The following is a 24,174-nucleotide window of genomic DNA, read 5'->3' on the forward strand; positions in this document are numbered from 1 at the left end:
CGATGACCAGAGCCGCCGTCCCAACCTATCCGGGGATCGAACCGCTCCAGCCGCAGGCGGGCCTGCTGGGCATCCCCTGGCATGTCTGGCCTGCCATTCTGGTCGGCTATGCAGCGATGATGCCGCGCGAGCTCGCGATCTCGATCGGGAGCGCCAATCTCGACCCCTATCGCCTGGTGCTCCTGGCGACGCTTCCCTTGATGATCCGGCAATTGGTCAAGGCTCCGCTCCGTCCGCACTGGATCGACCTCGTCGCAGCGATAGTGTCGCTTTGGGTGCTCGTCAGCCTCCTCGTTCATGAGCCGTTCGCGCGCGCCATGGAGACCGGGCTCGCGCTTTCGCTCGATTTCGGACTTGCCTACCTCATCGGACGGGTTTCGATCCGCAGGTCGAAGGATTTCCAGCAGCTCTTCATGGCGCTCCTTCCGGGCCTCGCGCTGATCACGCTGGTCCTGTTCGCCGAGTCCGTCGCATACCGCCATTTGCTGCGCCCGTTCGTCGCCAGCATGGTCGGTCTTCCGCCACCGGAAATCCACGACCAGGCGCGATTGGGCCTTTACCGTGCGACCGGCCCGTTCCCGCACCCAATTCTCGGCGGGGTCTTCCTTGCTACCCTGTTGCCAATCGCCTGGTTTACCCTCGACGACAGGCGGTTTCGGATCGTCGCGATCATGGTTGCTTTCGGGATGATCTTCACCGTCAGCAGCTCGGCCATTCTCGCATTTCTAGTGTGCGCTGGCCTGATCGCGATCCACGAGATGCAGCGCGTGACCGGCCTGCCGCTATTCCCGCTGGTACTGATCGGCACCCTGACCTTCGTCGCGCTCATCCTGGTCTTTTCGGAGAGCGGGCTGCTGTCCTTCGCTGCGCGCAGGCTGTCGCTATCCGAGGCATCGGGCCAGTGGCGGGTGCTGATCTGGCAATATGCGGGGGCGGAAATCTTCAGGAACCCGGTGATCGGGATCGGCCTGCGCGATTGGATGCGGCCCGGCTGGATGCAGTCGGATTCGATCGATGCGCATTTCCTCAACTGGTCCATGCGCTTCGGCCTGCCAGCCGGGCTCGGAGCGATAATCGTGATGCTTGGGTCTGCGCTGAACCTGCTCCGCAACTCGCGCTTCCAGACAGCCAATGCAGCACGGGTCTCTATCGGGATATCGTTCTCGATCATTGCGATCGTGTTCAGCGGCTTCACCGTCGCCCTGTGGGAAGGTCTGGGCGCATGGATGGTCATGCTGTGCGGGGCAGCGGTGACGCTCGGCACGCCTCCGGCCAAACTTGATCTTCGCGCCGCCGGAAGAGGCGACAATCCGGGATGAGCAGCTTCGCCTTCGTAACCAAGAGCTATCGCGGGGATTTCGAACTTTGCCGGAGCCTCTGCCAAGGCATTGACCGGCATATGCCCGAAACGACGCATTACCTGTTGGTCGATGCGGCAGACCTGAAGCTTTTCGAGCCGCTTGCGACAAATCGGCGGAAACTCGTCGATTGCAGTGCCCTTTTGCCCAAGTTCAAGGAACTGGACTTGCTGGGCCGAAGGTTGTGGTGGCGCTTTCCAGCGACCTTCGTTCGCGGCTGGATCTACCAGCAGCTTGCCAAGATCGCTTTCGTCGCCGAGATGGAGGAAGGCGCCGCCGTGCATATCGATAGCGATGTCCATTTCCGTGCCCCGCTTGACGAGCGCTTCATTGTCGAAGGAGCGACAGCGCGGCTGCTGCGCAATCCCGGTGGCGGGGCCAGCGCGCAGCACGACGATTGGCATCGCATCGCCCAAAAATCGCTCGGACTACCGATCACCGGATATTCCGGCTGCGATTACATCGGCCCCGGCGTGGTCTGGTCACCCGACCAAGTCCGAGCCATGATCGAGCGGCTCGAAGCCGTATCGGGGCGTGCATGGTACGATACGCTTGCCGGGCATTTCCGGTTCTCTGAGTACCTGCTGTACGGCACCTTTTGCGACAAGCTGGGGCTGGATGGACAAACTGGCCTTCCTTCAGGCGACTGGAGTTTCTGCCATTTGTGCTGGGGGCACGACCTGTCGACCGAGCAGGGAGTGCAGCGATTCGTCGAGGCAGCGCAGCCTCACCATGCCTGTGTCCTGATCCAATCCAACCTCGGCATCGACTACGCGAAGCGATCAGAGATCCTGCATCGCATCGACGCCAGGCTGGAGCCCACCGAGTGACCCCGCGCTTGAGCATCCTGATCGTCGGGTTCAATTCGTCCCGCTTCCTTCCGGACTGCATCGGTTCGCTCGATCTCGCATCAAGAAGGCACAGCTTCGAACTGCTCTTCATCGATAATGGCGGCGATGGGTCAGCCGAAATGATCACCCGGCTGCAACCTGCTGCGATCGTGCTGCCGGGCAGAGGCAACATCGGCTTCGCAGCCGCCAACAATCTGCTGGCGCGGCAAGCAAGCGGCGAATGGCTACTCTTGCTCAATCCCGATACCGAGCTTTACCCGGGCGCAATCGATCTCATGCTCGATGCAGCGGCGTCCGCCGAAAATTATGGCATCCTCGGCGGGACGACCGTGATCGACAAGCAAAGCCAGGCGCTGCTGCCAGAACTCGAACTGCCCGATCATCGCACGATCCTGCGAGGCCTGGTCGGTCGAGCGCCACGGAAATCGGCACTGCCCGGGACCGACCCGGTGGCTTCAGTTTCCGCGACCAGCGGCGGCTTCATGCTGATCCGTCGTTCGGTCTGGAAAGAGCTCTCGGGCCTTGATGACCGCTTCTTCCTCTACGGGGAAGACATGGATTTCTGCCACCGCGCACAGGATGCCGGATGGAAGGTCGGGCGGGTTGCGGCAGCACGGATCTTCCACGATATCGGCAGCGGGGAATTCGTTTCGCCACAGCGGCTGAAATACCGCGAAACGGGAACGGCGACATACCACCATAAGCATTTCAGCGGTCCGCGCGCATGGGCGCATGTGGCGCTCATGTGGCTGTCCATTTTCGTGCGCACGATTTTGGCCGGAGCAGCGCAATTTGTCGGCACCGGCCAGCGGGCCAGGTTTCGCTCGCTGGCGCCGCTCGCCTTCAAACCATGGAGCTGGATGCGCGGCTATCGCCGGCACGGAGACAATAACGCCCCATAGACATCAACCATTGAACCCAATCGGTTCTTAATACAGTTTCTGTTTTCCTACACGGTTCTTCATTTGATAGTCGCTTTGACGAATCGAATGGAGCGAACGATGCCAAAGGACAATTTCCAGAACTCTGCCGACAGCCTGATCTCCCCCGCGCAGATCTGCTTTCCGATCGCGCCCAGCGATAGCGAAGAACTGCTGCAGGTCACCAAAGCGATCTATGTCGGCGAAGGCGGCGATGTGACTCTGCGCACGATCGACGGGCCGGGTGACGTTACCTTTGCCAATGTACCGACCGGTGCGATTCTGGATGTCCGCGTGCGCGCAGTCCGCGCCACCGGAACTACCGCTACCAACATCGTCGGGCTCGCCTGATGGGGCGGCTCGGTATCGGGTTTCCGGCTGGCCGCAGGCGACGAGCGCAATCGGATGGAACCGTCATCGCCACAATCCAGCCTGGCGCGACATGGAACGGAACGCCAGGTAGCGGCTTTGGCACCATACCCGCCGACCCGGTCCGCACGACCGCCAAGCCGGGCCTGCAATTGCTGGTGCCGCCAAGGCAGCGCTTCACTGAAAGCCTGACGGTCGGCGTGTTGGCGATGGCCAACAACCAGGGCTCACTGCTGGCCAATCTGGGGCTTCGCCATGTGCGGGTTCACTACGAAGGCGGCGTGCACGATATCGCGGCGCCAAGCCTGCATCGTTTCGTCGATGTCAACGGCGTCGAGCGGGCATACTTCGGATGGTGGATCACGCTTGAGCACAATGGCTCGCATGGCGAGGCGCAGGTCTATTTCGAAGCCGTCCCGGCAGACCCGACGATGCAGAACCGCGTGATCGGGCCGTTCAGCTTCTTTCCTGCGGCGCAGATGCATGATTACCAGATCGAGATCGCCCCCTCGCAACCGGTCCTCACCAACCAGCGCTACCAGACCATCACTGCCGCCGGGAATGCCTTGCGCACGCTCAATGCCCAGCACCCCCGCATCCTCATCACCGAGCCGGGCAGCTACGATCTGACCCCGATCAACGCGACCTATGTCGGTGCGGGCTACTGCACCATTGAAGCCAGCGTGCCCGTCACTATTGCTAAGGCGAGCTACGTTCCCGCCAGCGGATCTGGCGCGACCAACGGCCTGCTCCGGCTTCGCTATGATGGGCTCTGGTTCCGCGGCGCGAACATCACGTTCGACTTCGCCAACGTCCATTACATCTACCACGAGTCTCCCGCGAACATCCAACATGTGTTCGAGGGCGTGAATTTCACGGACAGCAACGGTCGCGGGGCGCTTTGGCTAAAGGGGCAGAAACCGACTTTCTACGCTTGCCGCGACAATCCCTATTTCCTCGAATGCAGCGTGTCGGTCGTCCAGAACGCCTTCCTCAACGCATCGCTGGTGCGCGGCTGCGACTATAGCGATGGCGCTCATGACTCCTTCAGCTATGCACGGTGTGTCGTGTCAAACCGGGTGACGGGGCACCACAACGCCGATTGGCGGGCACCGCTCGATGCCATGACCGTGCAATATTCCGGTGCCGCTGCTACGGCCACGATCGAGCTCTCGGGTGCCAATGACGCCAATAATCGCGTCTTCACCGCGAAGGAGAATGGCGGAACTATATCCACCTTCACCGTCAGGAATACAGACGCAGACTTCAACGCGGGGACGAACTACGACGTCGCCGATGTCGTGGCCTGGCTCAATGGCCTGACAGGGTGGCACGCCACACTGCTCGATGATACCCGCCGGACGACTTCGCTGATTCACGCCAGCGCAGCGACGCTTGGCGGCTCATTCGGGGCTGTTGATACCAAGACCGCACCTGTCACCTTCCAGACCGTCTTCGACGTCCACGGGGATATGTGGGCGATCAACAATGCGTCGTCCAGGAACGGCATATTCTACTCGAACCTGATGTTCGGTAACGATCTCCCAATCATGGGGTTCGGAGCAAGTGGCTCGGAGGACATGTTTTTCGTCAATAATGCTGCGCATACGGACGAGAGCATCAATCCCTATTTCGCAAACCAGATCAGCCAATGGAACAGGCCCGGTAGCCAGATTGTCGTGGCTCACAATAGCCTGGCGAACCAGAAATTCCTTCTTCGCGCCGGCATGGGGATGACAGCTGACGCCTGGTCGCTTGTGGCCAACAATTGCATGCTCGGTATTGAGTGGGACGGCTCCCCTGCGGCTGCACTACCAATCGCAGGAAACCACATCCATGCCGGGCAACCGGTTCCCGCCGGCAGCGTGGGGACAAGCAGCGGCGGAGACCAGGCGAGCCTGTTCGCCGATGCCTCGACCGGCGATTTCACGCCTGCCGGCAGCATGTTGGCGAACCGCAAACCTCCCGTCGTAAAGCATGACCGGACCGGGCGCACACGCAGATCGACCAGTGCCTCGGCAGGTTCGGAGGCTTAGGCCAGCGGTCTGTCAGCCCCTCTCAGGCTTTCCCATTGGAGCTTCGCTTCGTCGAGCAATGGATGCCGGGTAAGCCAAAGCGCAAACGGCCAGACGATGGCGGCGGAAGCCGCCATCAGCGCCAGAGCTTGCGGGGCTGACAGACCCTCCCCAACCCACAGGTTCAGGGCATAGGGTATCCCGCCGGTCATGGCTGCTGCCCACCAGCTCTTGTCGAGGCTGGCAATTGCCTGCGCGATCGAGATACCAAAGTGACGCCGCACCAGCATCAAATTGACCGCCAAGCTGAGCCCGGCGGCGACGGCCATCCCGCCAGCCACCGCCAGCGTGCTCATGTGCGCAGTGAAGAAAAGGATCAGCAGCAAAGGCAATTGCAGCAGGCCATCGCGAAGCAGCAGCAATCTCGATTGTCCGAACGCAGCGTGGAGCTGAGCGGACCAAGCCGTTGCGCTATAGAGCAGCCCCCCCAGCGCCAGCAGCGTGGCCAGCGGCGCCACCATGGCCCATTCCTCTCCAAACACGGTAAGAGTGAGCGGGCCGGCGCTGAACCCGAGCCATGCCAATGATGGCCAGGCGAGACCGGTTAGCAGGCTTGTGGCGCGGAGATAGACACGCTGCAGTTCCGCCTTGTCGTGCCGCACCTTCGTGAACTCCGACAGGACGATCGGCTGGATCGCGCCTTCCACGCTTGAGCGGAAGAACTGGGTGACGGTGCGCGCGCGATTGAAGAAGGCGGCCATGGCCAGCCCCTGGAAGCTGCCGATCAGGAGCGGGGTGAGCGCGGTCGACAATGTGATGACGAGGTGCGCCCCTGAGTATGGCACGCAGAAGTCGAACACTTCCCGGCTGCCGCGCGGTGACGGCGCGATCAGCCTGCTCTCACTGTGGACATACCTCAGCGCCAACAGTCCCACGACGCTTTCAGCGACCAGCCCCCATGAGAGCGCTTCTGGCCCGAAACCCGCCGCAAGCAGCCCGAGCGTAACGACCGCCCTGCCAACAGCGGCCCAGAGCTTGATCGCCGACAGCACGCCATAGCGCATATTGCGTGCCAGCACGGCCGCAGCAGGCACCGAGAAGGGCCGGATCAGGAAACCGATGCATGCGATCAGGAGGCACTCGACGATGGCTCCATCAGGGTACGTCAGCTTGAACAGCGCAGCGGCCACCAGGCACACCGCCAAAGCCACAAGCGAGCTTGCCCAGGCCGCGAAGCTCACTGCGCGCAATCCAAGCCTGTCGATCTGTTGGCGCTGGATCACGAAGCTCTGGATCTGGAACTCGTGCAGCGGCAGTACGATCAGGATGGCGACATAGGCCATCAGGAACACCCCGACGGCCTCCGGCGACAGGATCCGGGATACGGCCACCACCAGCCCAAGCGAAATCGCCAGCTGGCCGAAATGCGCCAGCGAAGACTGGATCACCGATTTGCCGACTTTAGCCATTCGGGCGCACCATGCCGTCGATCGCTTGGCTGCGGCCGTGCGCGAGCACAGCCCGGTCGGGCTGGCCATTTGCGCCTGTGATCACGACCCTCATTGCACGGGACTGCCCGAACATATGCGCCAGTTCAACCGTCGAGCCAATCGATCAGCCGATCGCGCTCGAGTGCGGTGGCGACAAGTTCATCGTCATTTGCGCCCTTCCAATAGCGCGCGCCCTTCTCGGCCAGCCAGGCCGGATAACCGAGCCAGCGCCAAAGGCTGTCGGGCGAACGGCCGGAAAGCTTAGCCAGTTGATAGCGGTCAGGCTGCAGGACGCGGGAAATAGCGGCGAACGGCCCGCTTCCCATTCCGCTACGCCGGGCAAGCCTGCGCTGCTGCGCGTGGCTTTCGACGGCTTCATCAGAAGCCAGCATGGCGCGGGCCGCAGCAAGGACAAGCGGCGATGCGACCTCAGAACGTTCCGCAAGCGAACCGGGCATCCATCGCGCACCCAATGCATGCGCCAGCGCAACCACGACCTGCAACGCCCGGCCAAGCTCGAGCCGCGCGCAATCCCGCTCGACCCGGTCCCAATCGAGCTTAGCTTCAGACGCCAGGAAGTGAAAATCCGCCAGTGTCAGCGGGCCGTTGGCGAAGGCATGGTGAAGCGTTGCATGCTCGAGCAAGTGCAGGAAATTGGCATGGGGTGATGGCACTCGCATTTCCTCGCCCAACAACATCACCGTCCCGGCCTCGTCGCGGATCATGGCAAGCAAGCCACCTTCCTGCTCCCAACCACGGGCGTTGAGGCGGTGATGCAGTTCGATAACGAGGCCTCTTTCCGTGTCTTCGATTTCGGGCAGCTGGTGCCCGTATTCGACACCGTAACGCCCCGCCCATGAAGCCCGGCGATAATTCGGGTGCGCCAGAAGCAGCTTCTGCGCGGCCAGCGCGTCCCCCGCTTCGAGCAGGAAGTCCACATCGCGCAGCGGGCGCAATTGAGGGGCGGGATAGGCCCCAAAGGCCAATGCCAGTCCCTTGAGTGCAATCGGTCGGAATCCTGCCTCGCGCAGGATTGCGACAACCCGCGCAATCGCCCGGCCCTGCTGCAGACTGTCCAGTGCCTGTCGGCGGGCATAGCCCGCAAGCCGCTCGGAGAATGCCCCGATGTGCACAGGCAGTTCAGCCGAGCGTTGCCAACCATAATCAAGCAGGCCGAATGTGCGGGAGCGCAGCGCCAGCGCTTCGATCTCCCGCACTTCGCTGTCGCCAAATTCTTCCAGCCCTGCGGCATGGCCACCCTCAGGATCGGCGCAACAGCGCAGCAGCAAATGCTGGGCCGAGGACAGTTCGCCGATCATGGAACCTTGCCCAGCGAAACGACGCGATCCGCCCGCGCCAGCACTTCGCGATCATGGCTGAGAAGCAGCACGGTGCATTGTCCCCGAAGTACCTCGATCGAATCGAGGATCGCCCGGCTGCTTTCCGTATCGAGCGCGGCCGTAACCTCGTCGAGGATCAGAAGGTCGGGCTTTGCAACCAAAGCCCGCGCAAGCGCAATGCGCTGAAGCTCGCCGCCTGAAAACTGCCGCCCGCCTTCCCCCATTGGAGTGGCCAGACCGAGAGGCAGGGAGAAAACGAATTCCGCGGCCGCACTCTGCAACGCGCCGCTCAATTCGGCGTCGCTCACACCATCGCGCCCCCATGCAAGGTTCTCGGCAATGGTGGCATCGAGGAAGAAGGGGCTTTGCTCGACAAAGCCCACCTGGCGGCGCCATCGACCACGCGCCTTTCCAGACAGCGGCATGCCATCGATCGTCACACTTCCGCGATCGGGAATGAGCAAGCCCGACAGCAAGTCGGCAAGGCTGCTTTTACCTGCTCCGGAATGGCCGGTGATGCCCAGAATACTGCCAGCCTCAACAGTCAGTTCGAAGCGATAGAGCGCAGGCCGGTCACGGCCTTCGAAGTGCAGTGTGACTCCCTGCAACTCGATTGCGCGTGTGAACGGCAGGCGCCCTTCCCCGCCAGTCGCCGCATCCCTGTTTTCACCCGCTTCCCGGACATGATTCAGCAAGCGATCGAGCGCGGGGACGTTGTAACGCCAGCTGCGCCGCGATTGATGGATCGTGCTGGCGAGCGGCACTGCACGGATTGCGACCACGATAAACGGCAGTAGCAGCGCCAGCGGCACGCTCCAGACCGCAAGCGCCAGGTACAGGCCCGCTGCCAGCATTGCCGCTGCGGCCACCTGGAACAGCATCTGAGTGCGATGACCGATCCGGAAATATGCGCGCTCAAGCTCTGCCAGGCGATCCGACCTGTCCGCGAACTCGCGGGCCACGATGGCCTCGGCACCGGCGATCCGCGCTGCACGCAAATGTTCGATCCCGTCGGAAAGCAAGCGCTGAAGCTGGGAATAGGCGTCCCAATAAGCTTCGCCTTCCCGGGCGCGCCGCGTTCGCATCATGGCCATCACCGCTGCAACCGGAACGACGAAGCACGCGAGCGCCAATGTCAGCAAAGGCGAGATGATCACCGCCGCCAGCGTAAGCATCGCCAGCGTGACCAGCGCGCTTGCCAATTGCAGGGCATCATTGGCGAGCGAGGCCGCACGGTCGGACTCGCCGATGATCATGGCCGCATGGTCGGCGCTGTGCTGCCGTGCGAGCCAGCGCCACTCGGCGCCCGCCATCGCACCATGCGCCATGCGGCGAAAACCGCGCGAAAGCTCAAGGCCAAGATTGCGGCGGCTTTCATTCGACGCGAATACGATCAGCCCGCGCAGGCTGACCAGTCCAACCACAGCCAGGAGCAGCAAGGGGAAGGAAATCCCGGCGAGCCAGCCAAGCCAGGCCGGAAGTTCCGCAGTTCCATCGCCTGCAACCAGATGCGCGACGGGCAACAACATGAGCAAGCCGATGCCTTCAGTGAGACTGGCTGCGGCAGCGAGCAGCGCAAGCGGAACCAGCCGCCGCCGGCCCGCCATGGCCGCCAGTTCTGCAAGTGCCTGTCGATCGGTCAGCCGCTGCTCAGCCATCATTACGCCCTTCGACATGCCGCACGAAGTGCGCCAAGGCCAGTCCGCGCGGAACCATGGCGGCAACGCGCAGCCAATCCCGCTCGCCATCGCCCTGCGGGCCCTTGCTCGCTTCGGCTATCCGCGCCATTCGATCGAAATCGAGTAGTTCCGCAGCGCTTCCCGCCGGTGCAGGCAGGCGAAATTCCCTGAGCAAGCGATCGCGGTCGCGATGGATACGGCCCAGCATGTCGGCGGACTGGATCCCCACCCGCTTTTGCCGTCGGACATCCTCGGGCACCTTGCCCCTCAGCAATTCGCGTGCAAGCGTTCGCGCTACCCCGCCTTGCAGGAATAGCTCGTCCGGCAAGCGAGCGCAGAGCTCCCACAGGGGGCGGTAGGCGGTCGGATCGCGTCGCTCGATGCCGTAGAGCAAGCGCAGCGCCAGGCTTAGCTCCGGCCCTTCGGACAGCGGGGCAGCGATCATCGCGTCGCGCGCCGCACCGCTGCTGCAGAAGCTGAAGTGATGAATGTCATGCCCCGCCGCTTGAGCGCGTGCGAGTGCCGCAAGGGTCTGCGGATGACCTGCGCGCAGGGGCGACCATTTCTCGAATGGCGATGCCAATTGTCCGCGGAGTCGATCGATCAAGCGGCGCAGCGCAGACGGCAGGCATGGCATCACGGCGTGCGCACAGGCCCTGCGCCACAATGGCCGCCCATCATCAAAGGCCCTCAGTTCGCGCAGCAGCTGCCCCCAGCGCCCACGTGCAAGCCATTGGGGAAAAGCGGCAAGGCCATCATAGCTGATCCCGCTGTCGCCGAATTCGCCGTTTAGCAACACATCGCAGCCCGAGCGCGCGGCGGTGCGGTGGATCGCATGCAGCCAATGCGCATTCATCTCATTGAGCACCGGCCAGCTTCCCAACAGCAGCATCCTGTCGAGCGTGTCGCCCGTCGCTGCCTCTTCGCCGGTGAGGAAATGTGGCTCAAGCGCAGGATAGCATTCGGCCAGCGCGCTGACATGGGCGCGCTCGTCATAGACCAACCGATGATCCGGCTTGGGCAGCCACGCTTCGACCGGAACCGCCGTGAATGATTGCAACTTCCCCTCGTCGCCTATCTGGCGAAGTGCAAAGCTCGCGACTGCTTGTGAATCCAGCCCGCCCGACAGCGAGACAGCCGGTTTGCGCGCGCCCTCCAGCGTCACCTCGGTCGCCTGCTGCATCTCGGCATCAACCGCCTCGACCGCCGTTTGCGCATCCGGAATCTCTAATGGTGTTAGGCCATCCACCGACCAATAGCGGCGCGCCTCCTTTCGGTCAGGCGAATGGACAGCGATTGCGCCGCAAGGCACCCGCTCGAGCCCGACATAATAGCTGGCTGCGGCGTCCCTGAAGTTGAGCAAACCGGCATCTGCCAGGCGCGCTGGGTCGATTTGCGGCCTGACACCGGATGCAAAGATCGAGCGGGGCAAGGAAGCGGCGACCATGCGGCTTCCATCACGCCAGACATGCAAAGGCGGCGCCTGCAGCGGCGAACGCGCGAGCCGCAAACACCGCTCTTCGGGGAACCACTGGATCGCTGCATACTCTCCGACAAGCGCGCGATCGCACTCCTCTCCCCACGCATGATGGGCAGCTGCGTAGAGTTCGCCATCGCCTTCGGGCAACGCAATGCCAAGTCGGCTGGCGAGTTCCGCGCGATGCATGATCCGGCCAGCCAGAAGAGTGTAGCTTCCATCAGGCGAGCGCGAGCTTGTGAGCCGTCGTTCAGCGGGGTTTTCATCGCCCGGCAAGCGGTCGAGCCGCACCGCCAAACCTGCCCCGGTGAATTCTCCGCTGAGGATGTCTCCCGCCTTGCCCAGTCGCATGCTCGCGACGATCCGAGGCCAGCAATCGGCGAACCAATTGCCTCCTTCCAGATCGACTGCAGCACAGATGAGCAGGTTGCGCGACATTAGGGGTGAGCGGCCATCCTTCCCTTGGCGATGCCTAACCGAACTGGGCGAAGCTGGCGACGCTCGAATAATTCTCGCGGTCGCACTGCCCGATCACCATCTCGCCACCGCATTGCACCCAGGCATGGTATGCGTGGTCGCCCTCGCGGTCATGGCGATGGATCGCGATCACCAACGTCGACGCAATAGCTTCGGCCCGCAGTAGCCATTGCAATGCGACCGCCTGCGGCAGGCATTTGCTGTGACCGGGCAGCCGCATCGCCGATCGCTCGACGCGGCGCGCCAGCGCGCGGGCTTGCAAGATCTGGCCTCGCTCCATGTCCGGGACGGCGCCTGGATTGTCGTCATCGGCAAGTTGCCCCAGGCTCGCTCGCCATGACGATAGCGGCAACCAGCGCACCAGCATCCGCGCTGCCACAAGCAAGGCCGCCGCACGCAAGGTCTGCCAGCGCTGGTGCGCAAGGGTTGGGGCAATCGCCATTCGATCACGCTTATGCGCAATCACGCAAGTTCAGCAAAGCCCGCTTGCACCAGTTCGTTGGAAAAGCGCTCTACCGCTGCGCGGCATTCGCTGTCGTCAACTGCATAGATTGCAGCAAGCCGCTCGCAAATCGTATCCAGTTCGGCTTCTTCGTCGAGCAAGCGCCAGATGACGAGGCCCGTCTCGGCGATCGAGTAGAAGGCTCCGCTATCGCCATGGATCAGGATCAACTCGCCATCCAGTTGGCTGGCGATGAATTTGCTCGGAAGTTTGCGAAGCAAGCGCGCCATGAGTGATGCTGCCGTCGAGCCTATGACCCCGGCGGAACGAGCGACTTGCCGGACCCGCTATTTCCATCTCCGGGAGGGAAGACATGTCCGGACACGGCGCTGAGGTCCGCCGTCAAGCGCCTCAGCACAGGAGGCGACCAGGTTCTGAGGTAGTCTGACGATCCCGACTCCTTTTGCCCCATTGCCCGTCTCCAGAGTTCCCTAACAATCGTCTACGCGTTTTCACGTAGCATACGGATCAGCGGAACTCTCGGCAAGCAAAGCCGCAGAACGAGTCACAATGCTTGACTATCGCCGCGCGGCGCCTTCAGCCTTGCGCTTCAAGGCGCGACAGGCGGGTGGTGATGTCATCGGTCAATTCATCGAAGCGCTCCACATCCAGTGGACGGCGCAGGATCCAGAAACGCACATTCTGAGCGATCAGCAGCATCATATGCGCATGGAAATCATGGTCGCCGCGAGCAGTATGGACGAAGCCGCGATAGATCGCTTCGGCCAGCTGCTCCAGCTTGTCAGCGCCGGTGATCGGCTCGAGCGACACCTCATCCCCCTGTTCGAGTATGATGAAGTGCTTCAATGGGCACGGTTCGCAATGTGGAACCGGAGGCTCCGCGTAATGCTTGCCGGGGAGCAACGGCACCTCGCCTCCGGCCTCGACCCCTGCAAGCCCCAGCGCATCGGACCAAAGCTTCGCCGGTTTCCCGTCGAGTATCGCGAATGGCGTTCCATCCTGCTCCGCAATGACCAGCGTATCGTCGCACAAATGGCGAAAGCCGCGGCTGGCGAGAGCGGCAGCAAGTGTCGACTTGCCCCCACCCGAAGGCGCCGTGAAAGCGATCGCCGATCCGCCGTGCTCCACCGCGCTGCAGTGCAGTGGCATCATGCCGTTGAGCCATGCCACGGCCCCCATCACAGTGCCCCACAAGTAAAGCTGGCATTCGCCCTCCAAAGACGGGTCAGGGCATTCAAGCGTCACTTGCGCGCTCTGGCGATAGTGGATCCGCGCCCCGCCTGGGGTCGTGAACACAAAGGCCTCGCGGGTCATGCGGAAATAGGGATTCTCGTAGATCACTTCGCCCGTGAGTCGAGGCGACGGCCCTCTTTGGACACGCATTGCGTCACGCAAAATCGCTTGTGCACCTTCCGCTCGGTGGAATGGCGCCACGCCGGATTTGTCGGTTACGCGGTCGATCAACTCAGGTCACCAATCCTGCCACGGCTTGCTCCAAATCCCGCACGGGAATCGGCTTCAGGCCAAGCTGCGCGGTAACGCTTTCCTACAATTTCCTCGCGCAAAACTAAGTGGTTTCCCGTAAATTCGGTTGAAGAGTGGGCGGTCCGCAGATAGTTTTCGCCCGTCGGAGCCGATCCGGAGGAACATCGTGGCCTATTTCCTCAAGAATGCCTGTGCAGCACTTGCTGCCTACGCTGTAGTGGCTACTCCCTCGACAGCGATGGCCAACACACGAGCGGGAGACCGCGGGGCCTATTACACCGCAGCTTCGACAGCACAGGTGGCCGCTTTTCCCGAGAGTGTGTGGTTTCTCCCGGAAGAACGCGACTCCGCTGAGGTCTGGAAATGGCTGACCGCGGGGGCAGCGGGTTTCCTGCTGCTCGCGGCAGTCATCTCGAAAAGCCCGGACCGCCGCCCGCCCAACCGCTCGAACGGCGCCAACTGACGAAGATATTCGGAGCCTCGCAAGGCGAAGGGGACGCAAACTGGCGCCTTCCCCTCGGCCTCGCCATTCTCTTTGCTGCGGCGATCCTCTTGGGAGGCGGCGGCGTCGCCTATGGGTTCAACAACCTCACGGTACAGCTCGCGGCTTTGCTGATATTGGCGCTCAACCGCACTGCCTTCTTTCGATTTTGGCGAGTAGCGCCAATTTCACTGCGGGCGCTCACCGCGATGGCTTTGGCCCTGCCGATCATCCAGTCGATCGCGCTTCCGCCGCAAGTTTGGCAGGCATTGCCCGGGCGCAGCCTGGTGACCGAAGCATTGGCGGCAGCCGAATTGCCGATCGGTTGGCGGCCGATCTCGCTCGATCCGGCAAGGACGCTCCTCGCCGCGCTGGGGCTGATCCTGCCACTGACCCTGCTCACCCTCGGCTGGCAATTGCGGGGGGAGCAACTGGTTCGGTTGGCCTGGTTCGTCGTAGCGCTTGGGCTGTTGCATGTTGCATGGGGTATCCCGCAGGTCCTTTCGCAGGGCGAAACAGCCATCTTTTATCGGGAAAACCCCATGCCCGGCGTGTTGTTCGGCGGTTTTGCCAATCGCAATTCAACCGGACTTTTCCTGGCTGTGTGCCTGCTTTTCGCCTTGACCCTTAAGCTCCCGGATCGGCTCGCGCCCTGGACCTGGTTGCTGCGCATCGGTTTTGGCAGCCTGTTTTCTGTTGCCATAATCCTTACCCAGTCGCGCAGCGGCATTGCGCTAGGTCTAGTCGCGTTGGCCATTGTGGGGTCACGGCATGCTCTTTCCTATCTGTCTGCACGTCGGCAGGCTTCAGGCAATGCCATGTCGATTGCACTACTTGCCTTCGTTGGCGCGGCATTGGTTGCAGCCGCCCTCGCATTTGTCCCCGGGAGCCGCGTGGAAGATGCGTTCGACCGCTTCGGCAGCGGTGATGGCCAGAGGGCCGAATTGTGGGAGGATGCTGCATACTCGGCCCGACGCTATTGGCCGGTCGGAAGTGGCATGGGCACGTTCGACGAGGTGTTCCAGTTAGACGAATCGCTTGAGCATCTGTCGCTGCGCAAGGCCGGGCGCGCGCATAATGAATATCTCGAATTGGCGATCGAGGGCGGGCTGCCCGCGCTGCTGCTCGCGATCGCGTGGATCCTTCTCGTCGCTTCCTTCGCAGTCCGGGCAAGGAAGCAGCCGGGCAGATGGACTGCCTGGGTGGGAGGTGCAGCGCTGCTGATGATCGCTTTGCAATCGACCACGGATTACCCGTTCCGCAGCCAGGCCATGCTTGCCATGGCGGCATTGGCGATGCTGCTGCTTGGCAGGTTTTCCGAACCGGCGGCGAGCGAGACGACATGAGGACCGGCCTGGCATCCGCTCTGTGGCACTTCGCGCTGGCCATTATCGCGCTGGTTGCGATCGGGGCGCAGCTTGACCGGCAGTCACGATACCAGCCGGAACTTTCCAGGTGGGTGCCTGGCCCGCTGCGCGCGTTCAGCCAATACCATATCGCTCTTGAGGCCTCGCAACTGCAAGACAGGCAGGTGGCGTTAAGCGAAGCACGCAGGCTGATCGCGCGGCGACCGGTTCCGGCCGAGCATCTTGCGCTTCTGGCCGCGTTGCAATTGCAGGATAACCCGCAAGGTCGAGGCCTGGTTACAATCCAGCAGGCCGCAAAGCGTGGCTGGCGCGAGCCCTTGTCTCAGCAAGCGCGACTACGCCTTGCCCTCGCCGCCGGTGACTATCGTGAAGCGGCGCTGCGCCTTGCGGCGATATGGGCGCTCCCCCACGATGACGAGACGCTGGAAGAACTGGCGCCGCGTGTGTTGCAGCATGCTGAGGCACGGCAAGCTCTCGCCGGACTGCTAGCCGACAGGCCTAAATGGGAGGGCGCCTACCTGAGACGCGGCAAGGAAATACTCCCGCCGGAGATAATGGCTGACATCGCCGCACGCACCCGACGTGGGACGCTGGCCCCTGAAATCAACGGTTCTGCCGCCCCTCGATAAGCCGGTCGACCAGGCTCGGGTCGGCCAGCGTTGAAGTATCTCCAAGCGAACCATAATCATTCTCGGCGATCTTCCTGAGGATACGCCGCATGATCTTGCCGCTGCGCGTCTTGGGCAGGCCGTCGGTGAACTGGATGTGGTCGGGCGTTGCGATCGGGCCGATCTCCTTGCGCACATATTGGCGCAATTCGGCGGCGAGTTCGTCGCTTCCCGCTTCCCCCGCGTTCAAGGTGACATAGCAATAAATGCCCTGCCCCTTGATGTCGTGCGGATAGCCGACCACCGCCGCCTCTGCGACAAGCGGATGTAGCACGAGCGCGCTTTCGACCTCTGCCGTGCCCATCCTGTGGCCGGACACGTTGATCACATCGTCGACGCGACCGGTGATCCAGTAATAACCATCTTCGTCGCGGCGGCACCCGTCACCGGTGAAATATTTGCCTTTGTAGGTGCTGAAATAGGTCTGCACGAAACGCTCGTGATCGCCATAGACGGTCCGCGCCTGGCCCGGCCAGCTATGCGTGATGCACAAGTTTCCGCTGGTCGCGCCTTCCAGAACTTCACCCTCGGCGCCCACCAGCTGTGGCTGCACGCCGAAGAAGGGCAGTCCGGCGCTGCCGGGCTTCATGTCATGTGCCGCGGGGAGTGTGGTGATCATGATCCCGCCGGTCTCGGTCTGCCACCAGGTGTCGATGATCGGCAGGCGCTTTTCGCCGACTACGTCGAAATACCAGCGCCAGGCCTCCGGGTTGATCGGTTCGCCCACCGTCCCCAGCAAGCGCAGCGATTTCCGGCTTCGGCTTGTCACGAAGTGATCGCCTTCGCGCATCAGGGCGCGGATTGCCGTGGGCGCGGTATAGAGAATGTTGACCTGGTGCTTGTCGATCACATCCCAGAAGCGGCCATGGTCGGGGTAGTTCGGCACGCCTTCGAAAACGAGGCTGGTCGCCCCGTTCATGAGTGGGCCGTAGACGATATAGCTGTGCCCCGTGACCCAGCCGATATCGGCGGTGCACCAGTGGATTTCGTCCGGCTGGTAATCGAACACGTAATGGAAGGTCGTGGCGGTCCAAACGCCATAGCCGCCGGTCGTGTGGAGCACGCCCTTGGGCTTCCCGGTCGAGCCTGAAGTGTAAAGGATGAACAGGGGGTCTTCCGCGTTCATCGGCTCGCACGGGCATTCCGCATCGGAAACAAGCTCGTGATACCAATGGTCGCGCCCCTCGGCCATTGCGACATCCGTACCCGTGTGCCGCACGACCAGAACGCCGTCGACTTCGACGCCTTCGTGATCGAGCGCGGCATCGACATTGGCTTTCAGCGGAACGACTTTCGCGCCCCTGAGGCCGGTATCCGCAGTGATGACAAACCTGCTGCCGCAATCGACGATGCGCCCGGCCAGCGCCTCCGGCGAGAAGCCGCCGAACACGACGGAATGGATCGCGCCGATGCGCGCGCAGGCAAGCATCGCCAGCACCCCTTCGATCACCATCGGCATATAGATCGTCACGCGGTCGCCCTTGCGCACACCCAGCGCCTTGAGCGCGTTGGCCATGCCCACCACTTCGGCATGGAGTTGGCGATAGGTCAGGCTGCGGCCAGGGCTAGCCGGGTCATCGGGCTCGAAGATCAGCGCAGTCGTATCGCCGCGCTGGTCCAAATGCCGGTCGACCGCATTGTGGCAAAGGTTGAGCTTACCGTCGGCAAACCACGCGATTTCCACCGGGTCATAGGACCAATCGCCTCCCTTGGTCGGCGCCTTGAACCAGTCGAGCCTATTGGCCTGGCCCAGCCAGAAGGAATCGGGATCCTCAACCGACTGGCGGTAGAGGCCCTTGTACTGCTCTGCCGTGCAATATGTGGAGCGATCCTGCTCGGGCCGGATGACGAAATCGCTCATGACATGGTTTCTCCCTGGTCGCTCACCATAGCGCTTAATGCCCTCTTATCGCCTTCGGTCAAAGGCCAATGGGGCGTCGGCAAGTACACAACTAGCGCGGATTTCCGCAACCGCTTCCCCGCAAAAGGCAGAGGCAGCGATCAATGGAACGCCGCTTTATGCTTGCCACATCTGTAACCAAATTGCCGCATTTGGCGCACGAAACGATCTGCACCGATGCCCCTCACGGTATTGAATTGCCATTAGTTATGGACAACCAGAGGGAAACTATGGTGCTTAGCCAGCAAATCCCCCTCATTTGGCGGGATTTGTAAGTCAATGGGGGCAAAGATCATGCGCATTGTTACCTTTAAGTCCTTACTTGCAGCCGGATCAGCGCTGGGGGCGCTAACGGCGCTTCCCGCCGCAGCAATGGCCCAAGGCCAATCGAGCGACGCCACGGCTTCGGTCGCCGGAAATTCTGCGGCGCAAGGTGAGGAATCGAGCCCGATTCTTGTCACCGGTTCGCGCATCAAGCGCGATCCGACGCAGAGCGCCCTGCCGCTAACGGTGATCGGCACGGAGGACCTCCAGCGCGAGGGCATCAACAGCCCCGAACAGCTGATTTCGTTCCTTTCGACCAACGGCAACGGTGCCGATAACCTCGCCTCAAACAGCGACGTCACCAGCGGCGCCCAGCGCGGCACCAATGGCCTGTCAGCCGCGAACCTCCGCGGCCAGGGCTCGGCCGCGACGCTCGTTTTGCTGAATGGACGGCGCGTAGCCGCTCACGGCCTCACCGGCTCGGCCGTCGACGTAAACCAGATCCCCATCGCCGCGATCGAGCGCGTTGAAGTCCTCAAGGATGGCGCTTCGGCAATCTACGGCACAGACGCGATCGGCGGTGTCATTAACTTCATCACCAAGACCGACTTCGAAGGTATCGCGGCATCGGGCTTTGCGGACCTCACCGAAGCGGGAGGCAGCTCGATCTACCGCCTTTCGGGAACCGTGGGTTATGGCGACCTTTCGGATCAAGGCTTCAACATCATGGCCTCGGTCAGCAAGAGCTGGCACAAGATCTTGCGCGGCGAAGATCGCGATTTCGTCAATGGCAACCAGCCGGAACGCGGCCTTTCGATCGACACCCGCGGCACGCCTTTCGCAACTGCAATGCCTAACGGCGCGAATGCGCTTTTCGCACCCACCGGCAGCTTGCTGAGCGGCGTTTCGCTTCCCATTCCCGGCCAGACGTTCACTGCCAGCGGAGGCATCAACGTGCTCGATCTGCCCGGCGGTGCAGGCTGCGATTCGATGGACGGAGGCATGGCCTACGACCACGAACTGTGGGCGTTCAACGGCGCCTATTATGCCTGCGCATGGGACACCGGTCGCGCGGCAGTGCTGCAGCAGCCGCTCGACACGCTGACCTATTATGGCCGCGCTACCGTCGCGCTGGGCGATCACCAGATTTCCGCGGAAGTGACCGGATCGGACGCGGATTCATCGAAGCAGTTTTCGGCCAACCAGTATGCCGGAAACACGAGCACCACTCCGCTCTACTATCCGCTCAACTCGCTGACGGCGGATACCTATAATTCGATCTACAACCAGATCCTGGCGGAATTTCCGTCGATCGCGGTGAACTATGGCAAGCCGATCGCCTATCGCTGGCGCTGCACCGTGTGCGGTCCGCGCGAATACAAGACCAACACCAAGACGTTCCGTGCAGGGCTGTTCGTCGAAGGACCGCTCGGCGGCGATTGGGATTACCAGGCCGGCGGTTCCTATGCGGAAAGCAAGGCGGTTTCGGTTCTCGGCTCGGGCTATTCCTATCGCGGCATCTTCTCGTCGAGCGCGCGCGCAGCGGCATCCGGCATTCCCGGAGCGGTGTCGGGTGGAATCGACACCCGCGCGCCGACGGCACCGGGTGCAAGCGCACCGGGCATTGTCGGCCTGCTCAACAGCGGTATCCTCAACCCGTTCTCGTTGGAGCAGTCGGCTGAAGCGCTCGCCGCGCTCGACGCGATCTCGGCTGAGGGCGTGATGCTCTACGGCGGCAAATACGATGTCTGGCAGTTCGACGCCTCTGTTTCGGGCTCGCTGTTCGACCTGCCCGGCGGCGCAGTGCAGCTGGCCGTGGGCGTCGACTATCGCCGCGAGGGCTACAGCTTCAACGGCTCGCCCGATGCCGAATTCGATCGCCCGGAAATCTTCAACGTGGCTTTCGACAACGCCAATGCGCTGGCGTCCAAGAACCGTACGGTGAAGGCGATCTACGGCGAAGTGCTGCTTCCGGTGTTCGACACCTTCGAAGTCACTGCGGCCGGGCGTCTCGATGACTACAGCGGCTTTGGAACGACCTTCAATCCCAAGATCACGGCGAAGTACCAGCCGGTCGACTGGCTGATGTTCCGCGGCTCTTACAACACGGGCTTCCGCGTTCCGAACTTCAACCAGATCTTCAACGGAGTCAGCCAATCGCCGAACCCCGGCAACACGCTGGTCGACCCGACGACCTGCCCTTCGGGCGCGGTTAGCGCCACTCCTGGCTGTGAGGCGATCACGCCAGACACGCTCACCGGCGGCAACCTCAACCTCGGCCCGGAAACATCGGATCAATACTCGATCGGCGTCGTCCTGCGTCCCGCACCGCGCTTCAGCGCCTCGCTCGACTACTGGTCGATCGCGGTCGATGACACGATCGGGGCGCTGACCTTGCGCCAGCTGCTCGACAACATTTCGTTCTTCGGGGACCGGGTGACGCGCACCAACGGGATCATCACACTGGTCGATTTGCGTGCCGACAATATCGGTTCGCGGCGGACCGAAGGCCTTGAGGTTTCGCTTCGGGGCGGAGTCGACGGCTTCGGCGGCTCGTTCTCTGCCGGGCTCGATGGCACCTACCTGCTCGAGAAGAAGGAAAAGTTCCTTCCCTCGGCTCCGTATAATGATGTGCGCGGTGTGTTCACCTATGCGGGCGATCTTGGCCTGAAGTGGAAGCACAATGCGTGGATCAACTTCACCAAGGACAATTACTCCTTCAACTTCTCGCAGATCTACCGCAACGGTTATGAGAACCAGGCGCTGCCGGGTATCGCGAACGGAACAGTGACCAGGCCTGACTACAACCCGCGTGTGAAGGCCTATGTCATCTACAACATGTCGGCTTCGGTCGAGATTCAGGAGCGTTTCCGCATCACTGCGGGGATCAAGAACCTGTTCGATACCGATCCGCCGTTTGCCATCACCTATGACAGCAACACCGGCGCGGGCAGCTCTTGGGAGCCGCGCGTTGCCGATCCGCGTGGACGGTCGTTCACGATCCTCGCTGAAATGAAGTTCTGATCTGGATTCCCGGAGCCGAGTAGCACTTGGCTCCGGGCCTTCCCCATGGGAAACGCAGATCGTACGGATCGGAGCGCGGATTTCCGGCACGATTCCGACAATTACAGATGCAATGCAACTCGCTGGAAGGGTACCGGGAAAGAGCTTCGAATCCTCTTCGCCTACGGGCTCGGCGTCCAATTCTTGGCGCGAGCGGCTCACGCGATTTCAGCTTAACATTGAGCGGTAGCCTTTTGCCCGAAGCAAGCCTCGCTGTGATGTCTGCAGTTGCTTCGCCAGCAAGCTGTCCATTCGGAGCGATCGCGATGCCAATCAAGCCATGAGTGATTGGCCCCACTCCGCTAGTTCCGGAAGCTGGGATCGATCCGGTCGAGCTTGCGCAGCAGGGCGGGCCAGGCAAGCCCGTTGGCGATCAGGGCAATGCCTTCCTCGGGGGTCTGGGCGTGCACCTTCTCGGGCGTGCCCTGCGGCGGGTTGTTCAAACCCTCACGCCCTGCGGAGAGCATCTTCACCTGCGCATCGCAGGCGCGCTCAAGGAAATAGAGCCGCAGGAAGCACTCGCCCACGGTCTTGCCGATTGCCAGCGTGCCGTGGTTGCGCAGGATCATGAAGTGCTTGTCCTGCATGTCCTCGACCAGCCGCTCGCGCTCGTCGAGGTCGGTCGCGATGCCCTCGTACTCATGGTAGGCAAGGTCCGCGAGCGCCACCATGGCGGTCTGCGTGTGCGGCAGCAGGCCGTCGGCCATCGCGCTCACCGCCTGGCCTGCGGGCGTGTGGAGGTGCATCACCGCATGCGCATCCTCGCAATTCATGTGCAGCGCCGAATGGATCGTGAAGCCAGCGGGATTGACCGGGTGCGCGGTCGGAAGCACGGGGTTCCCCTCGACGTCGATCTTGACCAGCGAAGACGCGGTGATCTCGTCGAACATCATGTCATACGGGTTGATCAGGAAGTGATGTTCCGGGCCCGGCACGCGCGCCGAAAGATGCGTGAAGATGAGATCGTCCCAGCCATAGAGCGCAACGAGGCGATAGGCGGCGGCAAGGTCGACGCGGACCTTCCATTCCTCTTCACTCACGGAGCTGCGGATGTGGGAATCATCGTTGACGGATTGGGTCTTGAGCAGGGTAGCCATCGCAATTCTCCTCGAAATTATTCGACTGCGGCTTTGTAGATGCTGGCGCGGGGGCGTTCGAACAGGCGCATGACCATGGGTTCGAAGAATTCGAGCGGCAGCGTGTCGTAATCGGGATCGAACGCCGGGCAGTCGTATTTTTCGATGAACTCGACTGTGGCTTCGAAATAGGGCGAGTCGGCATATTTGTCGCGCATGTCGCGATCGAGCCCGACGAAGTGGAAGAAGTTGTTGCCCTGGAAGATCGCGTGGTGCTCCACGATCCAGTGCAATTCCTCCGAGACGAAGGGCTTGAGGATCGAAGCTGCGATATCCGCATGGTTGTAGGCACCCAGCGTGTCGCCAATGTCATGGAGCAGCGCCATCACGACATAATCCTCCGGCTTTCCGTCGCGATGGGCGCGGGTCGCGGTCTGCAGGCAATGCGTCAGCCGGTCCACGGCAAAACCGCCGCAATCGCCTTCCAGCAGCCGCAAATGGTCGAGAATGCGCGCCCCGCCGTTCTGCGCGAAGGGCTTCATATGCGTCATGATGATGTCCCAGTCTTCCTGGGTGCCTTCCGCCATGGTGTGGAAGGCGGCGGTCTTTTCGAGCAGGTCGGTCATCGGTCTCTTCCCTTGGACAATTTTTCGCAATTGCATTGCTGTTGTTGCGAATCGCCATTTAGGGGCGCATGGATCGGAAGAATGCAAAGAACTTATCATTTGTCGAATTTCAGCCAGACACACGCGGAAGGGGACATCTTCGCCGCGCTGGTCGCGGTGGGGCGTCGGCAACGCTTTCCGGGCGGAGCGCAAGTGCTGCACCAGGGCGATCCGGGCAATGGCTTCTGGCTGATCGAACAGGGGCATGTGATGGCATGCCGCTACGGTCGCGAAGGCGAGCGGACCGTATTTGCCGTGCTGGGGCCGGGGGATCTGGTGGGCGAACTCGCCTGTTTTGCCGGAGTTACCCAGCAAGTGCATGCCATCGCCGAAGGCGAGGCGGTGCTGGCGTGGATCGATATGGCGCAGGTCGACCAGCTATTGGCGGAGGATCCGCGCTTTGCGCGCTGGCTGCTCGGCACGCTGGCGAACAAACTGCGCGGCGCGCTCGACCGTGTCGAGGAGGACCACAACCTCCCGGCGCAGGCGCGCATCGCGCGCGTTCTCGCCAATATGGCAGCGAATGGCGAGGTCCGGGTCGATATGACGCAGCAGCAGCTCGCCGATTTTGTCGGCGTATCGCGCGTGACGATCGGTCAGGTCCTTGCCATGTTCGAAGCGGAAGGGCTGATCGAGCGCGGCTATCGGCACATCCGCGTGCTCGCACCGGAACGCCTCGCATCGATTGAACGTCTAAGAACGAACGGACATTGAAATGCCTCCGCGTACGAAATGGAGACATGACATACCTGGCGGGTAAGTTGCT

Annotated in this window: 20 protein-coding genes; 10 read left to right on the forward strand and 10 right to left on the reverse strand. The window is 62.2% G+C overall.

Going from position 1 to position 24,174, the window contains the following annotated elements:
* The first annotated feature begins 2 nt into the window (after positions 1-2).
* From ACUJ47_RS07625 to ACUJ47_RS07645, 5 genes are all read left to right on the forward strand, one after another.
* Positions 3-1,319 (forward strand): O-antigen ligase family protein, encoded by a 1,317-nt coding sequence (locus ACUJ47_RS07625; protein WP_445537810.1) that lies wholly within the window; start codon positions 3-5, stop codon positions 1,317-1,319.
* Positions 1,316-2,188, forward strand: a complete 873-nt coding sequence (locus tag ACUJ47_RS07630; protein ID WP_445537811.1) for a DUF6492 family protein — start codon at positions 1,316-1,318, stop codon at positions 2,186-2,188. Before ACUJ47_RS07625 ends, ACUJ47_RS07630 begins: the two co-directional genes overlap by 4 nt.
* Positions 2,185-3,111, forward strand: coding sequence for a glycosyltransferase family 2 protein (locus tag ACUJ47_RS07635; protein ID WP_445537812.1), 927 nt, complete (start codon positions 2,185-2,187; stop codon positions 3,109-3,111). The genes ACUJ47_RS07630 and ACUJ47_RS07635 overlap by 4 nt, the downstream gene beginning before the upstream one ends.
* Positions 3,112-3,210: 99 nt before the next feature.
* Complete coding sequence (locus tag ACUJ47_RS07640) at positions 3,211-3,480, forward strand: spike base protein, RCAP_Rcc01079 family (RefSeq protein WP_445537813.1); 270 nt, start codon at positions 3,211-3,213, stop codon at positions 3,478-3,480.
* Positions 3,480-5,534, forward strand: a complete 2,055-nt coding sequence (locus tag ACUJ47_RS07645; protein WP_445537814.1) for a hypothetical protein — start codon at positions 3,480-3,482, stop codon at positions 5,532-5,534. The genes ACUJ47_RS07640 and ACUJ47_RS07645 overlap by 1 nt, the downstream gene beginning before the upstream one ends.
* Here the strand turns inward: ACUJ47_RS07645 and ACUJ47_RS07650 are convergent.
* From ACUJ47_RS07650 to ACUJ47_RS07680, 7 genes are all read right to left on the reverse strand, one after another.
* The gene (locus ACUJ47_RS07650; protein ID WP_445537815.1) at positions 5,531-6,982 is read right to left on the reverse strand and encodes an oligosaccharide flippase family protein; all 1,452 of its coding nucleotides are present in this window, start codon (positions 6,980-6,982) and stop codon (positions 5,531-5,533) included. The genes ACUJ47_RS07645 and ACUJ47_RS07650 overlap by 4 nt on opposite strands.
* Positions 6,983-7,107: 125 nt before the next feature.
* Entirely contained in the window at positions 7,108-8,322 is a 1,215-nt protein-coding gene (locus tag ACUJ47_RS07655) for a nucleotidyltransferase family protein (protein WP_445537816.1), read from the reverse strand.
* The gene (locus tag ACUJ47_RS07660; RefSeq protein WP_445537817.1) at positions 8,319-10,019 is read right to left on the reverse strand and encodes an ATP-binding cassette domain-containing protein; all 1,701 of its coding nucleotides are present in this window, start codon (positions 10,017-10,019) and stop codon (positions 8,319-8,321) included. The genes ACUJ47_RS07655 and ACUJ47_RS07660 overlap by 4 nt, the downstream gene beginning before the upstream one ends.
* Complete coding sequence (locus tag ACUJ47_RS07665; RefSeq protein ID WP_445537818.1) at positions 9,994-11,937, reverse strand: asparagine synthase-related protein; 1,944 nt, start codon at positions 11,935-11,937, stop codon at positions 9,994-9,996. The genes ACUJ47_RS07660 and ACUJ47_RS07665 overlap by 26 nt, the downstream gene beginning before the upstream one ends.
* Before the next feature lie 34 nt (positions 11,938-11,971).
* Entirely contained in the window at positions 11,972-12,418 is a 447-nt protein-coding gene (locus tag ACUJ47_RS07670; RefSeq protein ID WP_445537819.1) for a lasso peptide biosynthesis B2 protein, read from the reverse strand.
* Positions 12,419-12,438: 20 nt separating this feature from the next.
* Positions 12,439-12,708 (reverse strand): PqqD family protein, encoded by a 270-nt coding sequence (locus ACUJ47_RS07675; protein ID WP_445537820.1) that lies wholly within the window; start codon positions 12,706-12,708, stop codon positions 12,439-12,441.
* 307 nt (positions 12,709-13,015) lie between these two features.
* Positions 13,016-13,822, reverse strand: a complete 807-nt coding sequence (locus ACUJ47_RS07680) for a hypothetical protein (RefSeq protein WP_445537821.1) — start codon at positions 13,820-13,822, stop codon at positions 13,016-13,018.
* A 340-nt stretch (positions 13,823-14,162) separates the two neighbouring features.
* On the opposite strand from ACUJ47_RS07680, the gene ACUJ47_RS07685 reads away from it, so the two are divergent.
* From ACUJ47_RS07685 to ACUJ47_RS07695, 3 genes are all read left to right on the forward strand, one after another.
* Positions 14,163-14,387 (forward strand): hypothetical protein, encoded by a 225-nt coding sequence (locus ACUJ47_RS07685; protein WP_445537822.1) that lies wholly within the window; start codon positions 14,163-14,165, stop codon positions 14,385-14,387.
* Positions 14,388-14,614: 227 nt separating this feature from the next.
* Entirely contained in the window at positions 14,615-15,751 is a 1,137-nt protein-coding gene (locus tag ACUJ47_RS07690; protein ID WP_445537823.1) for an O-antigen ligase family protein, read from the forward strand.
* Positions 15,748-16,401, forward strand: coding sequence for a hypothetical protein (locus tag ACUJ47_RS07695; RefSeq protein ID WP_445537824.1), 654 nt, complete (start codon positions 15,748-15,750; stop codon positions 16,399-16,401). Before ACUJ47_RS07690 ends, ACUJ47_RS07695 begins: the two co-directional genes overlap by 4 nt.
* On the opposite strand, the gene acs is transcribed toward ACUJ47_RS07695, so the two are convergent.
* Entirely contained in the window at positions 16,376-18,301 is a 1,926-nt protein-coding gene (gene acs, locus ACUJ47_RS07700) for an acetate--CoA ligase (protein ID WP_445537825.1), read from the reverse strand. The two genes, ACUJ47_RS07695 and acs, sit on opposite strands and share 26 nt — an antisense overlap.
* 411 nt (positions 18,302-18,712) lie before the next feature.
* Here acs and ACUJ47_RS07705 point away from each other — a divergent pair, with 411 nt between their 5' ends.
* Complete coding sequence (locus ACUJ47_RS07705) at positions 18,713-21,628, forward strand: TonB-dependent receptor domain-containing protein (protein ID WP_445537826.1); 2,916 nt, start codon at positions 18,713-18,715, stop codon at positions 21,626-21,628.
* 341 nt (positions 21,629-21,969) lie between these two features.
* On the opposite strand, the gene ACUJ47_RS07710 is transcribed toward ACUJ47_RS07705, so the two are convergent.
* Together ACUJ47_RS07710 and ACUJ47_RS07715 are read right to left on the reverse strand one after the other, a co-directional pair.
* Complete coding sequence (locus ACUJ47_RS07710) at positions 21,970-22,764, reverse strand: class II aldolase/adducin family protein (RefSeq protein WP_445537827.1); 795 nt, start codon at positions 22,762-22,764, stop codon at positions 21,970-21,972.
* A 17-nt stretch (positions 22,765-22,781) separates the two neighbouring features.
* A complete protein-coding gene (locus ACUJ47_RS07715; protein WP_445537828.1) occupies positions 22,782-23,369 on the reverse strand; it encodes an HD domain-containing protein in 588 nt (195 codons plus the stop codon).
* Positions 23,370-23,450: 81 nt separating this feature from the next.
* Here ACUJ47_RS07715 and ACUJ47_RS07720 point away from each other — a divergent pair, with 81 nt between their 5' ends.
* A complete protein-coding gene (locus ACUJ47_RS07720) occupies positions 23,451-24,122 on the forward strand; it encodes a Crp/Fnr family transcriptional regulator (RefSeq protein ID WP_445537829.1) in 672 nt (223 codons plus the stop codon).
* The last annotated feature ends 52 nt before the right edge of the window (positions 24,123-24,174 follow it).

Source organism: Altererythrobacter sp. Z27 (assembly GCF_052683155.1).